The sequence below is a fragment of the Bordetella sp. 2513F2 genome, from assembly GCF_054642735.1.
This window is the reverse complement of the sequence record NZ_CM137755.1, coordinates 3,739,202-3,752,928: the sequence shown is the minus strand read 5'-3', so window position 1 is coordinate 3,752,928 and position 13,727 is coordinate 3,739,202. Positions and strand designations below refer to the sequence as shown.

The window sequence follows — 13,727 nt, the reverse complement described above, 5'->3', positions numbered from 1 at the left end:
TCATGCAGACCACTGCCGTACAACGCATCTATCCCGCCTACGACCCCATCCACCTCATCGGCACCGTGCTGCGCGTGCAGGACGACGCCTACGTCGTGCTGTGCGACGGCCGCGAATGGCGCGCCAAGCGCGCCGCGAGCTGCCTGCTGGCGCCGGCCGAGGGCGACAGCGTGCTGATCAGCGGTCCGGATGCCGGCCGCGTCTACCTGATCGCCGTGATCGAGCAGGCCGACGCATCGGCGGCCACGCTGGACGTGGAAGGGCGCCTGCTGTTGCGTTCGCGCAGCGGCGACGTGAGCCTGGAAGCCGCGCGCGACCTGAACCTCGCCAGCGGCAAGGCCGTCCGGATGGAGACCGGCTCGCTCGAGGTGCGTGCCGAACAGGCCGACTGCGTCACGGGCACCGCGCGCTACGTCGCGTCCGAACTCAATGCCACGGTGGGAACGCTGCGCCTGGTGGGCAAGGTCTACGAGGCCGTGGTGGACCGCATTTCGCACCTCAGCCGGCTGATGTTCCGCATGGCCAGCGAGGTCGAGCACGTGCGCGTGGGCAACCTGGACGTCAAGGCCGAGCAGAGCGCCCGCGTGCACGCTTCGTACACCATGGTCACGGCCGACAAGCTGGTCAAGGTGGACGCCAAGCAGATCCACATGGGGTAGGCATGCAGGTGTCCAGTCCCGAGGCGGACGCCGCGGCGCCCGTACACGCCGAGGCGGCGGGGCCGCCGGAGGCCCCGCACAGGGCGGCCGACATGCTGCCGGACGGCTTCTGGCGCGCCCTGGAACGCGAGCCCTATGCGCACGACCTGTTCCACGCGCTGCGCTGGATCGACGCGCGGGCGGGCGCGCGCATGCCGCTGGGGCGGGACGGTTCGCCGCGCAACGAGCCGGTGCGGCTGCGCCAGGAGCCTTCCCTGGCCTTCGCGCCTGCCACGCTGGCGTCGGCGCGCGCTGCGCGCGGCGGCGCGCCGGCCGAGCTGTCGATCTACAGCTTCGGCCTGTTCGGGCCGAACGGCCCGCTGCCCCTGCACCTGACCGAGCACGCCCGGGAACGCATGCATCACTTCGGCGACCGTACGCTGACGGCGTTCGCCGACGTGTTCCATCACCGCATGATCCTGCTCTTCTACCGGGCCTGGGCCGATGCCCAGAGCACGGTGAGCCTGGACCGCGGCGAGGAGCGCTTCAGCCGGTATGTGGCCAGCCTGCTGCACATGGGCGCTGCGTCGCTGCGGCGGCGCGACAGCGTGATGGACCACGCCAAGTACTACATGGCGGGCCACCTGCTGCGCCAGACGCGCAATCCGGAAGGCCTGCGCTGCATCCTGCAGACGTTCTTCGGCCTGCCCGTGCGGGTGCGCGAGTTCGTGCCCCAATGGATACGGCTGGAGCCGCGCCAGCAGCTGGCGCTGGGAGGCAATGCCGGCCTGGGCCGCGATACGGTGCTGGGCGTGGCCGTGCGCGACGCGCAGCACAAGTTCCGGCTGGAGATCGGCCCCCTGGACCGGGCCGATCATGCCACCTTCCTGCCCGGCGCACAGCGCGCCAGGCAGCTGACGCACTGGGTGCGCGACTACGTCGGCATCGAGTTCGCGTGGGATGTCCGCCCCATCCTGAAGCGCAGCGAAGTGCGCGGCGTGCACCTGGGCGAACCCGTGCCGCTGGGGCTCGCTTCCTGGCTCGGCCGGCGGCAGGCGGCGCAGGGGGACGCGGGAGAACTGGTACTGGACTACGAGAGCCGGCTGCGCGAGGCGAGTCGCGCGGCCCGGCCGGTGCAACCCAAGCAAGAGGAGCAGACGGCGTGACCTACGACATGCACTACGACGGCCAGGTGCTGGCCTGGAACGGACACGGCAAGTTCCGCGCCAGCAGCGGACTGCCCGACCACCAGTCTCCCGAACATTTCTGCGTGCGCGACTTCGGCCCCATCCCGGAAGGCCTCTACCGCGTGCTGCTGACCGATCGCGGCACGGCGCAGGACGACGGACGCGGTGTCTGCAACCTGTCGGCCGCCTGGGGGATGCAGACCATCCCGCGCGGCGCGGCTGCGGGCGACTGCGAACCCTACTGGGCCAACTGGGGCTACAACCGTGCCCGCATGGAGCCGGCCGACGCGGCCACGCGCAACCGCTGCGCGCCCATCCGCGGCGGCTTCTACCTGCACGATTCATCCAAGGGCTACAGCCATGGGTGCATCGAGGTGGAGGGGCGCATCTTCCCGTTGCTGCGCACATATGTGCGCACCTATCGCCGCGACTCCCTGATCGTCAAGGTCGAGTACGTGCCCGGGCGCAGCACCAACGGAGGCACGCATGTCCAGTAAGCATGGGGCCGCGATGCTGCTGGCAGGGCTGATGGGCGCCTGCGGGCCGGCGGTCGCCGGCCCGGTCTCGGTCGAGAATCCGCTGCAGGCCTGCGTGGCGGTGCAGCCCGGACTGCAGACGCAGGAGCAGGGCGTGCTGCTGCAGCAGGTCGACCTCCAGGTGGCGCGGCCCATCGGCGAATGCGGCTGCAAGTCTGCCCTCATGGGATACACCGCCAGCGTGGTCCTCGACGGCGACGCGCGCAGCGCCACGCAATCCGGCGTGGTCAATGCCAGGCGCTCCGGCGCGCGCACGCTGCCGCTGGCCACGGATGCCGCGCTGGTGGGCGACCGCCCGGTGGTGCTGGCGCTGAGCTGCGCCACGCCTGACTGATTTCCCGTTTCCCCCCGACCGTATCCGCTATCCGGAGCATCATGTCCGACATCGGCCGCGCCGACCTCTTCGGCAAACTCGACCCCCTGCTGTACCAGGCATTGGAACGCGCCACCGCGTTTTGCAAGCTGCGCGGCAATCCCTATGTGGAGCTGGTGCACTGGATGCACGCCATCGTGCAGGGCCAGGACGGTGACGTGCACCGCGTGGCGCGCGCGTTCTCCCTCGACATGGCGGGCCTGCAGGCAGACCTGGTCGAAGCCCTGGACCAGCTGCCGCGCGGCGCCGGCTCGGTATCCGACCTCTCGGAACACGTCGACCATGCCGTGGAGCGTGCGTGGGTGCTGGGCTCGCTGCGCTACGGGGCAGTCCGCATCCGCAGCGGCCACCTGCTGCTGGCGCTGGTCAAGACGTACAGCCTGCGCAACGTGCTCACGGGCATGTCGGCGCAGTTCGAGCGCATCGTCCCCGACGTGCTGATGCAGCGGTTGGAAGAACTCGTGGCGGGCTCTCCCGAGGACGCCGAGGCCGCGGCGGCACAGGCTGCGCAAGGCCCGGCCGCGCCGGGCGCCGCCGGCGAGTCCGCGCTGTCGCGCTATGCCGTGGACCTCACGGCGCGCGCACGCGCCGGGCAGCTCGATCCGGTGACCGGCCGGGACGAGGAGATCCGCCAGATCGTCGACATCCTGATGCGGCGGCGCCAGAACAACCCCTTGCTGGCAGGCGAGGCCGGGGTGGGCAAGACGGCCGTGGTGGAAGGGCTGGCCCTGCGCCTGGCGGCCGGCGACGTGCCGCCCCCTTTGCGCGAGGTGCGGCTGTGCCTGCTCGACATCGGGCTGCTGCAGGCGGGCGCCGGCGTCAAGGGCGAGTTCGAGCAGCGCCTGCGCGGCGTGATCGACGAGGTCCAGGCCAGCCCGCAACCCATCGTGCTGTTCATCGACGAGATCCATACGCTGATCGGCGCGGGGGGCACGGCCGGCACCGGCGACGCTGCCAACCTGCTCAAGCCCGCACTGGCGCGCGGCCAGCTGCGCACCATCGGTGCCACGACCTGGTCTGAATACAAGAAGTACATCGAGAAGGATCCCGCCCTGACACGGCGCTTCCAGGTGATCCAGGTGCACGAGCCGGACGAGGCGCGCGCCGTGCTGATGCTGCGCGGGCTGGCCGACACGCTGCAGGGGCATCATCGCGTGCTCTTGCTCGACGAAGCCATCGATGCCGCCGTGCGGCTGTCGCATCGCTACATCCCCTCGCGCCAGCTGCCGGACAAGGCCGTGGCCCTGCTCGACACGGCATGCGCGCGCGTCGCGGTGAGCCAGCATGCCGTGCCCGCGGAGCTCGAGGACGCGCGCCGGCGCATCGAGGCCCTGGAGATGGAGCTGGCCATCGCCCGGCGTGAAACCCGGCTGGGCAGCGGCGACCCCGCCCGCGTTCCCGGGCTGGAATCGGCGTTGGAGGCGGCCCGGGCGCACGAAGCCGACGTGGCGGCGCGCTGGCAGGCCGAATCCGAGCTCGCCGAGCGGATCTTCGCACTGCGCGACCAGCTGGACGACGCAGGCTCGCCGCCGGACGCGGAGCAGGCCGACGCCCTGCGCGGCGAACTGCGGCGCGCGCAGGAGGCCTTGCAGTCGCGACAGGGCGAGGGGCCGCTGATCCATCCTGCCGTGGATGCGGCGGCCGTGGCGTCGGTCGTGGCCGACTGGACGGGGATCCCGGTGGGCCGCATGGTGCGCGACGAAGCGCGCGCCGTGCTGGAACTGGCCGATACCCTGGAGCAGCGCGTGATCGGGCAGCGCCATGCGCTGGAGGCCATCGCCCGCCGCATCCAGACTTCCCGTGCACGGCTCACCGACCCGGCCAAGCCCGTAGGCGTGTTCCTGCTGTGCGGGCCCAGCGGCGTGGGCAAGACCGAGACCGCGCTGGCGCTGGCGGAGGCGCTGTATGGCGGCGAGCAGAATCTCATCACCATCAACATGAGCGAGTTCCAGGAGTCGCACACCGTCTCCACGCTCAAGGGCGCGCCCCCGGGCTACGTGGGCTACGGCGAGGGCGGCGTGCTGACCGAGGCGGTGCGCCGCCGCCCGCACAGCGTGGTGCTGCTCGACGAGGTGGAGAAGGCCCATGCCGATGTGCACGAGATCTTTTTCCAGGTGTTCGACAAGGGATGGATGGAGGACGGGGAGGGGCGCTACATCGATTTCCGCAACACCGTGATCCTGCTCACCTCCAACGTGGGTTCCGACCTGATCGCGCGGTTGTGCGCCGACCCGGAGCTGGCGCCGGATCCGCAGGCCCTGGCCGGCGCGCTGCGCCAGCCGCTGCTGCAGGTGTTCCCCGCCGCGCTGCTGGGCCGCCTGGTGGCCGTGCCTTATCTGCCGCTTTCCGACGCCGAACTGGGCCGCATCGTGGCGCTGCAGTTCGAACGCGTGGCGCGCCGCCTGCAGGAGAACCATGGCGTGATGCTGGAGGTGGACCCGAGCGCGACCGAACTGGTGGTGCGGCGCTGCACCGAGGTGGAGTCGGGCGGCCGCATGGTGGATGCGATCCTGTCGGGCACGGTGCTGCCGCAGATCAGCCGCCGCCTGCTCGAGACCGCGCTGGGCGGGGAGGCGCTGCGCAAGGTCGGGCTGCGCGCCGCCGAGGGCGAATTCGTCTACGACTACGCCTGAGCGGCCCCGGGGTCAGCCTTTATCGGGGCCGGGCGGCTTGCTGCGGGGCTTTGCCGGGCGCAGGAAACCGCCGGATTCGCGCAGATGGTCGCGCGCGGCGGGGCCGTCGGCGGATTCGTCGCGCTTGCCGCGCAGCACTTCGTCGACCGGATCGGCGCGCAGCGGCGCCAGCGGGTCATGCGAGGGCAGGGTGGAGGGCGTGCGGTCGGCGAAGACGTCGTCGCCGCCGTGGGGCGCCTCGAACAGGTCCAGCGGATCCCGCGTGCGGCCGGACACGTTGGCGTCGCCGCGCGGCAGGTGCGCCAACGGGTCTTCGGCATTGCGGGCCTGGGCGGAATCCAGCTCGAACGGATGGGCCGAGACCTCGGGGGCCGACCCCACCGGCAGCGTGCCGGGCCCGAACAGGCCGCTGAACACGTCGTCGGCCGGCTTTGCGTCGGCCGGAGCGGGTTCGGCTTCCGGGAAGGGCTGCGGCGCTTCCGGATCCGCGAGCGGCGCGGCCGCAGCGGCCGCCGGGGCCGGCTCGGCAATCGCGTTGCCGGCCAGTGCCGCCTCGAGGGCGTAGGGGCCGATGCGCAGCACGTCGCCAGCCGACAGGGGAATTTCCTGGCCCTGCCGCACGGGCCGGTCGTTCAGGCTCACGTAGCTCATGCTGCTGAGATTGTGCAGGTAGCAGGCGTCCGCACCCACGCGCACCACCGCCTGCACGCGGCAGATGCCGCCCGACTCGTCGGGCAGGACCAGATGATTCTCCGCGCCGCGTCCGACCGTGCCGCCGGGCGCCTGGAATTCGGCGTGGCAGCCCGCGGCGTCGGGCGTGGCGTTGCGTTGTGTGAGCGTAAGCCTCATGTGGCGTCTCCTGCACGCATGGGCACGGCGCGGGCTTCAGCCGCCGCGTGCGCCCCTGGCTGCCTGGTAGGCTGGGCCCCATTGCGGGTGGCCGGCTTCCGCGGGCGCGAGCGTGAACGTGGGATCGATGGCCAGGATGCGGCGGAAACCGTCTTCACAGAGTACCCGATAGTTGTTGACGCAGTAGCTGAAGGACTGCAGCTTCAGGGCTTCCACGCGTATCGACTTGGGCGCGTCGGCCAGCACGTCGGAGCGTGCGACCTCCCGGATCACGTCGCCGTAGCGGCCGGCATCGTAGGAGGCACGTACCTGCTCCAGCGCGTCCTGGGCCTCCTTGCTGGGTTGGGGTTCGACCACGGCGGCACATCCCGCCAGGAGTGCCGTGGCGGCCATGCCGCCGTAATAGGCTCGCAGTGTCATGTTGGTATTTTCTAGGGTTGAGGAAAGCTGGCCTGTCGCGATCATATCGGGCGAGCATGACGGAAACAATCATGGTGGGTAAGCCAAATATGTCGAATCGCAAGAGTGCCCGGCATGACCCGTAACAGGCGTAACTGTTTCTTTATTTTCACGACAACGTGCTTTTTTTCGCTTGTCATAGGCGCTTTCGAGATCCGTGGGCAAGCGAGCAGGAAAGAGGATGCCAGGAAAGGGGTTCACAGCGGGGGGCGTACTGCGGGTAATGATGGCCGCCGTGGCGGCGGCCGCGATATTGGCGGGCTGCTCCTCCACGGCAAGCCGCCGGCCCGTCCCGTATGCCATCGAGCTGCATGCCGACCCCGCCGTCAATCCCGACGCCAACGGCCGGCCCTCGCCCATCCAGGTCACGGTGTACGAGCTGAGCTCGCCCAGCACGTTCGAGTCGCGCGATTTCTTCACCCTGCAGGGCGATGCCCAGGCGGCGCTCGGCAAGGAACTGCTCAACACCGAACAGATCATCCTGCGGCCCGGGCAGACGTACAAGGTAAGCCAGCCGGGCAACGTCGAGGCGCGCGTGGTGGGCATCGTCGCCGCCTACCGCGACCTGGAAAGCAGCCGCTGGCGCCTGGTGATTCCCCTGCCCGAACCTCAGAACACCAACATCTACAAGGTATGGCAGTTCTCGCCCAACGAGGAAACCGTGAGGGTCTCGGTAGGCAGCAAGGGCGTCGAGGTCGTGGACCGGGAACGGTCCTGGTGGCCGTTCTGACGCGGGCTGCCCCGCCGGCCGGCGGCCTTCTCCCTGAAGGCGCCGGGCATGCACCCTATGACATGAAGCGTATCTATGACACAGAAGAATAAGGTTGTCTGGTCGGAGGGGATGTTCCTGCGGCCGCAACATTTCCAGCAGTTCGAACGCTACCTCGAAGCCCAGTTGCGGCAGCGTACGCAGGACCTGCAGGGCTTCTTCTGGGGCTTCGGCGAGGTGGCGATCGATCGCGACGCCTTGTCCCTGGGCAAGCTCGTCCTGACCCGCGGCCGGGGCGTGCTGCCCGACGGCACGCCCTTCGAGTTCGACCATCCCGACGAGGCGCCCGCGGCGCTGGACGTCCCGCCCCAGACGCATGATGCCCGCGTGATGCTGGCGCTGCCGCGCCGCCGCGCAGGCGGCGCCGAGGTCGTCTATGAAGGCGACGAAGACGGGCTGGCGCGCTACCAGGTCCATGAAGCCGACATAGAAGACTCGGGCGCCAGCGGCCTGGAGCCCGCCCTGCTGCAGCTCGGCCGGCTGCGGCTGCGCCTCATGCTCGAGCAGGACATGGGCGACGAGTGGGTCGGAATGGCCGTGGCCCGCGTGGTCGAGCGCCGCGCCGACAATCGCGTCGTGCTCGACGACGCCTACATCGCGCCCTGGCTGGCGGCAGACACGCACCCGGTCCTGCGCGCCTACACCGGCGAGCTGTACGGGCTGCTGGAGGCCCGCAGCGAGGCGCTGGCGGGCCGGCTGTCGCAGGCCGGGCGGGGCGGCGTCTCGGAGGTCGCCGACTTCATGCTGCTGGTGACGGTGAACCGTTACGTGGGCGCGCTGTGGCATGCGCGCCAGATGGTGGCCATGCATCCCGAGCGCCTGTTCCGCGACTGGCTGATGCTGGCCTGCGACCTGGCTTCCTACACCAGTGCCGACCGCCGGCCCCAGGTGTTGCCCGAATATCGCCACGACGATCTCCAGGCCAGCTTCGAGCCGCTCATGGCCGAGCTGCGGCGTTCGCTGTCGGTGGTGCTGGAGCAGCACGCAGTGCAGATTCCGCTGCACGACCGCGGCCAGGGCGTGCGCACCGCGCAGATCCCCGACGCGGAACTGCTGCGCACCGCCGGCTTCGTGCTGGCCGTGCATGCCGACCTGCCTGCCGAGATGGTGCGCAGCCGCTTCCCGGCGCAGGTGAAGATCGGCCCGGTGGACCGCATCCGCGACCTCGTGCATCTGCAGCTGCCGGGCGTGACGGTGCGCGCCCTGCCCGTGGCGCCGCGCCAGATCCCGTACAACGCCGGCTACGTCTACTTCGAACTGGACAAGAGCGGGGACTTCTGGAAGCAGCTCGAGCGCACGGGTGCGCTGGCCCTGCACCTGGCGGGCGAATTCCCGGGCCTGTCGATGGAATTCTGGGCCTTGCGCGACTAGGAAACAAGCCATGCACGCTTCCGATCCCCCCTTCGCCGGACCGCTGGACGGCGGTGGCGCACCGGACGGCGGCGCTGCCAGCCGGCTGCGACCGCACGAGTACGTGATCAGCGGTTCCAATCCGCTGGTGGCTGCCGCCAATCCGCTGCTCGACCTGATACCGCAGATACGCGCGACCGCCTCCCACCCGTCGCCCGCCATGCTGCGCGAGCACCTGCTCGACGAGGTGCGGCAGTTCGAGCTGCGCGCACAGCAGGCCGGCATCCCGAACGAGACCATCCTGGGCGCCCGCTACTGTCTCTGCACCGCCCTGGACGAGGCCGCGGCCCTCACGCCCTGGGGCGGCAACGGCGTGTGGTCGGCCCACAGCCTGCTCGTGACCTTCCACAACGAGACCTGGGGCGGCGAGAAATTCTTCCAGCTGCTGGCCAAGTTGTCGCAGAACCCCAGCCAGCACCTCGACCTGCTCGAACTGCTGTATTACTGCCTGCTGCTCGGCTTCGAGGGGCGCTACCGCGTGGTCGACAACGGGCGCTCGCAGCTCGAGACGCTGCGCCAGCGGCTGCTGCGCATCCTGCGCAGCGCGCGCGGCGAGTACCCCCGGGCGCTGTCGCCGCACTGGCAGGACGCGCCGGCCCAGCAGGAGCTGCGCCGCCTGCCGATCCCGCTGTGGGTGTACGGAGCGCTGGCCGCCGTGCTGGCGCTGCTGGTGTTCTGGGGCTTGAGCTGGAGTCTGGGAGGCAGGTCCGATGCCGTGTACTCCGCGGTCAACCAGCTCAAGCCGCCCACGGTGCAGATCGCGCCCACCGAGCGCCGTCCCGCCCCGTCGCCGCGCCTGGCCGTGTTCCTCGAGCCGGAAATCCGCGAGGACCTCATCGCCGTGCGCGACGAAGTCGATCGCAGCGTGGTGGTGCTGCGCGGCGACGGCCTCTTCGATGCCGGCTCGGCGGCGATCCGCGACCGCTACGTGCCGGTGCTGTCGCGCGTCTCCGATGCATTGCGCCAGACCCAGGGAGACATTCTCGTGCGCGGCTACAGCGACAACGTACCCATCCGCACCGCGCGGTATCCCTCGAACTGGCATCTTTCCCAGGCGCGCGCCGACGTGGTCAAGGAAATGCTGGAGGAGCGGCTGCAACAGCCGGGCAGGGTGAGGGCCGAAGGCCGCGGCGATGCCGATCCGGTCGCGCCCAATGACACGGCCGCGGGCCGGGCGCTGAACAGGCGCGTGGAGATCACCGTGCTGGTGCCGCCCGTCGCACGCGGGGAGACGCTGGAGGGGACTCGCCCATGATGTACCGCTTATTCGGGTTCCTGTTCAGCCGGGGGCTGTGGAATTTCCTGGGCATCGTGGCGCTGGCGCTGCTGGTGTGGATCGCCGGGCCGCTGCTGGCCATCGGCGCGCTGCGGCCGCTCGAAACCGAGCTGTCGCGCATCGTCGTGATCGTCGCGCTGTTTGCCTTCTGGCTGCTGCGGGTGCTGTGGCGCAAATGGCGCGAGGGCCGGCTCAATGCCCAGCTGCTGGGCCAGCTGCGGCGGCCGGCCGCCTCCGAGAAGGCCGCGCCCGAGCCGGAGAACGCCGAGATCCGCGAGCTCGAGAGCCGTTTCGACGAGGCCGTGGAACTGCTGCGCAAGACCCGCTTCGACGGCAAGGCGGCGCGCTGGTCGCTGGACCGCTTCTCGCGGCAGTACCTGTACCAGCTCCCATGGTATGTGATTATCGGCGCGCCCGGTTCCGGCAAGACCACCGCCCTGGTGAACTCCGGCCTGAATTTCCCGCTGGCCGACCGCTTCGGCAAGACGGCGCTGCGCGGCGTGGGCGGCACGCGCAATTGCGACTGGTGGTTCACGGACGATGCCGTGCTGCTGGACACCGCCGGGCGCTACACCACCCACGAAAGCGATCCCACCGGCGACGAAGAAGAGTGGAAGGGCTTCCTCGGGCTGCTGTCGCGCTTCCGCGGCCGCCAGCCCATCAACGGCGCCATGCTCACGGTCAGCGTGGAAGACCTGCTCGCCTCGTCCGACGCGGAGCGGGTGCAGCACGCCGCCGTGCTGCGCCGTCGCCTGCAGGAATTGCGCGAGCAGCTGGGGATCCGCTTTCCGGTGTACGTGCTGGTCACGAAGGCGGACCTGCTGTCGGGCTTCGAGGAATACTTCGCCTCGTTCAGCCGCGAGGACCTGGCCCAGGTCTGGGGCTTCACGCTGCCGTATGCGCGCAGCCAGGAGCCCGATTTCGATCTCTACCAGGCCTTCCATACCGAATACCGGCTGCTGCAGCGCCGGCTCGACGATGCGCTGCCCGAGGTCCTGGCCGCCGAGCCCGACTCGGCGCGGCGCGCCCGGGCCTACATGCTGCCGCAACAGTTCGCCGGCCTGCAGTCGGTGCTGGGCCATTTCCTCAGCGACGTCTTCGCGACCTCCAAGTTCGAGGCGCGGCTGGTGCCGCGCGGCGTGTATTTCACCAGCGGCACGCAGGGCGGCGAGACGTTCGACCAGGTCACGGGCCACCTGCGGCGCTACCTGCGCATCGAAGGCACCGGTGCCACCGTGCCGCCGCCCCCCGAGGGCGAGGGCCGCAGCTTCTTCCTGAAGAACCTGCTGCAGGACGTGATCTTCCGCGAGGCCGGCCTGGCGGGGCGCAACCTGCGCTGGGAGCGCCGCTATCGGCGCCTGCACTGGGCCGGCTACGGGCTCATCACGCTGGTGCTGCTGGCCCTGGTCGGGGGCTGGGTCGTGAGCTACGGCAACAACCGCGCCTACCTCGAGGAAGTGGCGCGCCGCGTTCCCACCGTGGAGAAGCTGGGCCGCGAGATCAAGATCACGCGCGCCGGCGACGTGCTCGGCCTGATGCCGTTCCTCGACAGCCTGTGGTATCTGCCGCGGCACCAGGACTTCGAGATCGATGCGCCGCCGATGGGTTACCGCTTCGGCCTGTACCAGGGGCGCAAGATGCAGGCGGCGGTGCAGGGCGTGTACCGCGACACGCTGGACAACGTGCTGTTGCCGCAGGTGGCCCGCCGGGTGGAAACGGCCCTGCGCCAGGCCCGCCCCGACGACCTGGAATACGGCTACGAGGCGCTGCGCGCCTACCTGATGCTGTACGAGGCCGATCGCTACGACGCCGAATTCATGCATGCCTGGCTGCTGTCCGACATGCAGCAGACGCTGCCCGAGGGATACACGCGGCAGCAGTACGACATGATGTCGCTGCATCTGCGCAACCTGGTGCAGGGCCGTGTGCTGGCATCTCCCTTTCCGCGCGACGAGGCGCTGGTGAGCGAGGCGCGCGAGCGCCTGGCCCGCTATACCCTGCCGCAGCGCGCCTACAGCCGGCTGCGGCGGCTGCTCGCGGGCGCCGACGCCACGCCCGACACCACCGCCGTCACGCTGGGCGGCCCGCAGGCCACGTCGGTGTTCCGGCGCAAGAGCGGCAAGCCGCTGAACGAAGGCATTCCGGCGCTGTACACCTACCGCGGCTACTGGGAGGTGTTCAATCCGCGCGTGATCCGCGTGGCCGAGCGCCTGCGCAGCGACGACGCCTGGGTCCTGGACATCGCGCCGCCCGGCATGCTCGACCAGGCGGCGCGCGAGCAGCTCATCGTCGACATCCGCCGCCTGTATCTCAACGACTACGTGGCCCAGTGGGACGCCTACCTCAACGACCTGGCCCTGGCGCCGCGCGAATCGCTGCTGCAGAGCATCCAGATGGCGCGCACCCTGTCGGCGCCGGAATCGCCGCTGGTGCAGCTGGTGCAGGGCGTGGGCCGCGAGACCACGCTGCTGCGCGATGCCGCCGCCGACGAGCGCTCGCTGGTGGACCAGGCGCGCGACCGCGTCAGCAGCACACGCGAGGCGCTGGAGCAGATGTTCGGCCCCACCGGCCCGTCGGGCGCCCAGCGGGCCGATGCGGGCGCGGACAAGCTGGAGCGCATCGTCGATCAGCACTTCGAGCCGTGGCGCCGCCTGGCGCGCAGCGAAGGCAATGGCCAGCCGGCGCCCATCATGGCCACCGCCGGCCTGCTCAACGAGCTCTATACCTATCTCACCGCCGCCGACGCGGCATTGCGCAGCGGCAGCCCGGCGCCCGGCTCCGACGTGGTCACCAAGGTGCGCGCCGAGGCCGGGCGCATGCCGGGGCCGCTGCGCAGCGTGCTGGACGATCTCTCGACCGGCGCGGCCGACGAAGTGTCGGGCGTGGCCCGCGAGCGCCTGGGCGATACCGTCTATGCCACGATAGGCCTGTTCTGCCAGCAATCCATCGCCGGGCGCTATCCGTTCTCCGCGCGCTCCGACCGCGACGTGGCGCCCAACGACATGGCGCGGCTGTTCGCCCCCAACGGGATGATGGACCAGTTCTTCCAGCAGAACCTGGTAAACCATATCGATGTATCCGGATCGCGCTGGCGCTTCAAGCCGAACATCGACGGCACGCCCGGCGAGCGATCCGCCTATCTCGATTCCTTCCAGCGCGCCGCCGTGATCCGCGACGTGTACTTCATGGCCGGCAACAACCTGCCGTCGTACCGTGTCTCGATCCGGCCTGTGGAGATGGACCCGGAGATCACCCAGTTCGTGATGGACGTCGATGGCCAGGCGGTGCGCTATGCGCACGGCCCGCAGGTCTCGACCACGGTGCAGTGGCCGGGCCCGCGCGGCACCAACCAGGTACGCATCGAGCTCACGCCGCAGACCGGCACTGCGGGGCTGGTCAGCACCGGCCCCTGGGCCCTCAACCGCATGCTGGACAAGGCCGCGCTGCGACGCGGCCGTTCGCCCGAGGTCACGCTGGCCACTTTCGACATCGGCGGGCGCAAGGTGGTGCTCGAGATTACCGCCAGCAGCGTCAAGAGCCCGTTCCACCTCGCCGAAATGCAGGGGTTCGCGTGCCCCGGCCGTTCGTGAGGCCGGC

Annotated in this window: 11 protein-coding genes; 9 read left to right on the top strand and 2 right to left on the bottom strand. The window is 70.2% G+C overall.

Translation table 11 applies throughout. The features are described 5' to 3' along the window. Nucleotides 1-2 precede the first annotated feature (2 nt). The 5 genes from ACYBYQ_RS17715 (at nucleotide 3) to tssH (ending at nucleotide 5,367) form a co-directional block, all read left to right on the top strand. The gene (locus tag ACYBYQ_RS17715) at nucleotides 3-659 is read left to right on the top strand and encodes a DUF3540 domain-containing protein (RefSeq protein ID WP_459615759.1); all 657 of its coding nucleotides are present in this window, start codon (nucleotides 3-5) and stop codon (nucleotides 657-659) included. Nucleotides 660-751: 92 nt separating this feature from the next. After that, nucleotides 752-1,804, top strand: a complete 1,053-nt coding sequence (tssG, locus tag ACYBYQ_RS17710) for a type VI secretion system baseplate subunit TssG (RefSeq protein ID WP_459618817.1) — start codon at nucleotides 752-754, stop codon at nucleotides 1,802-1,804. Next, on the top strand, nucleotides 1,801-2,322 hold the full coding sequence (locus ACYBYQ_RS17705) for a DUF2778 domain-containing protein (protein WP_459615758.1): 522 nt from the start codon (nucleotides 1,801-1,803) through the stop codon (nucleotides 2,320-2,322). The genes tssG and ACYBYQ_RS17705 overlap by 4 nt, the downstream gene beginning before the upstream one ends. After that, entirely contained in the window at nucleotides 2,312-2,695 is a 384-nt protein-coding gene (locus ACYBYQ_RS17700) for a DUF2195 family protein (RefSeq protein WP_459615757.1), read from the top strand. Before ACYBYQ_RS17705 ends, ACYBYQ_RS17700 begins: the two co-directional genes overlap by 11 nt. 41 nt (nucleotides 2,696-2,736) lie before the next feature. Beyond that, nucleotides 2,737-5,367, top strand: coding sequence for a type VI secretion system ATPase TssH (tssH, locus tag ACYBYQ_RS17695; protein WP_459615756.1), 2,631 nt, complete (start codon nucleotides 2,737-2,739; stop codon nucleotides 5,365-5,367). A gap of 12 nt (nucleotides 5,368-5,379) precedes the next feature. On the opposite strand, the gene ACYBYQ_RS17690 is transcribed toward tssH, so the two are convergent. Both ACYBYQ_RS17690 and ACYBYQ_RS17685 read right to left on the bottom strand, forming a co-directional pair. Next, nucleotides 5,380-6,216 carry an FHA domain-containing protein gene (locus ACYBYQ_RS17690; RefSeq protein ID WP_459615755.1) on the bottom strand — a complete coding sequence of 279 codons (837 nt, stop codon included), beginning with the start codon at nucleotides 6,214-6,216 and terminating at the stop codon, nucleotides 5,380-5,382. 36 nt (nucleotides 6,217-6,252) lie between these two features. Continuing rightward, the gene (locus ACYBYQ_RS17685) at nucleotides 6,253-6,636 is read right to left on the bottom strand and encodes a TssQ family T6SS-associated lipoprotein (protein WP_459615754.1); all 384 of its coding nucleotides are present in this window, start codon (nucleotides 6,634-6,636) and stop codon (nucleotides 6,253-6,255) included. 262 nt (nucleotides 6,637-6,898) lie between these two features. Here ACYBYQ_RS17685 and tssJ point away from each other — a divergent pair, with 262 nt between their 5' ends. From tssJ to tssM, 4 genes are all read left to right on the top strand, one after another. Continuing rightward, the gene (gene tssJ, locus ACYBYQ_RS17680; protein ID WP_459615753.1) at nucleotides 6,899-7,405 is read left to right on the top strand and encodes a type VI secretion system lipoprotein TssJ; all 507 of its coding nucleotides are present in this window, start codon (nucleotides 6,899-6,901) and stop codon (nucleotides 7,403-7,405) included. Between the two features lie 75 nt (nucleotides 7,406-7,480). Next, nucleotides 7,481-8,815, top strand: a complete 1,335-nt coding sequence (gene tssK, locus ACYBYQ_RS17675; protein WP_459615752.1) for a type VI secretion system baseplate subunit TssK — start codon at nucleotides 7,481-7,483, stop codon at nucleotides 8,813-8,815. 10 nt (nucleotides 8,816-8,825) lie between these two features. Next, nucleotides 8,826-10,109 carry a DotU family type VI secretion system protein gene (locus ACYBYQ_RS17670; protein WP_459615751.1) on the top strand — a complete coding sequence of 428 codons (1,284 nt, stop codon included), beginning with the start codon at nucleotides 8,826-8,828 and terminating at the stop codon, nucleotides 10,107-10,109. Next, complete coding sequence (tssM, locus tag ACYBYQ_RS17665) at nucleotides 10,106-13,720, top strand: type VI secretion system membrane subunit TssM (RefSeq protein ID WP_459615750.1); 3,615 nt, start codon at nucleotides 10,106-10,108, stop codon at nucleotides 13,718-13,720. The genes ACYBYQ_RS17670 and tssM overlap by 4 nt, the downstream gene beginning before the upstream one ends. The last annotated feature ends 7 nt before the right edge of the window (nucleotides 13,721-13,727 follow it).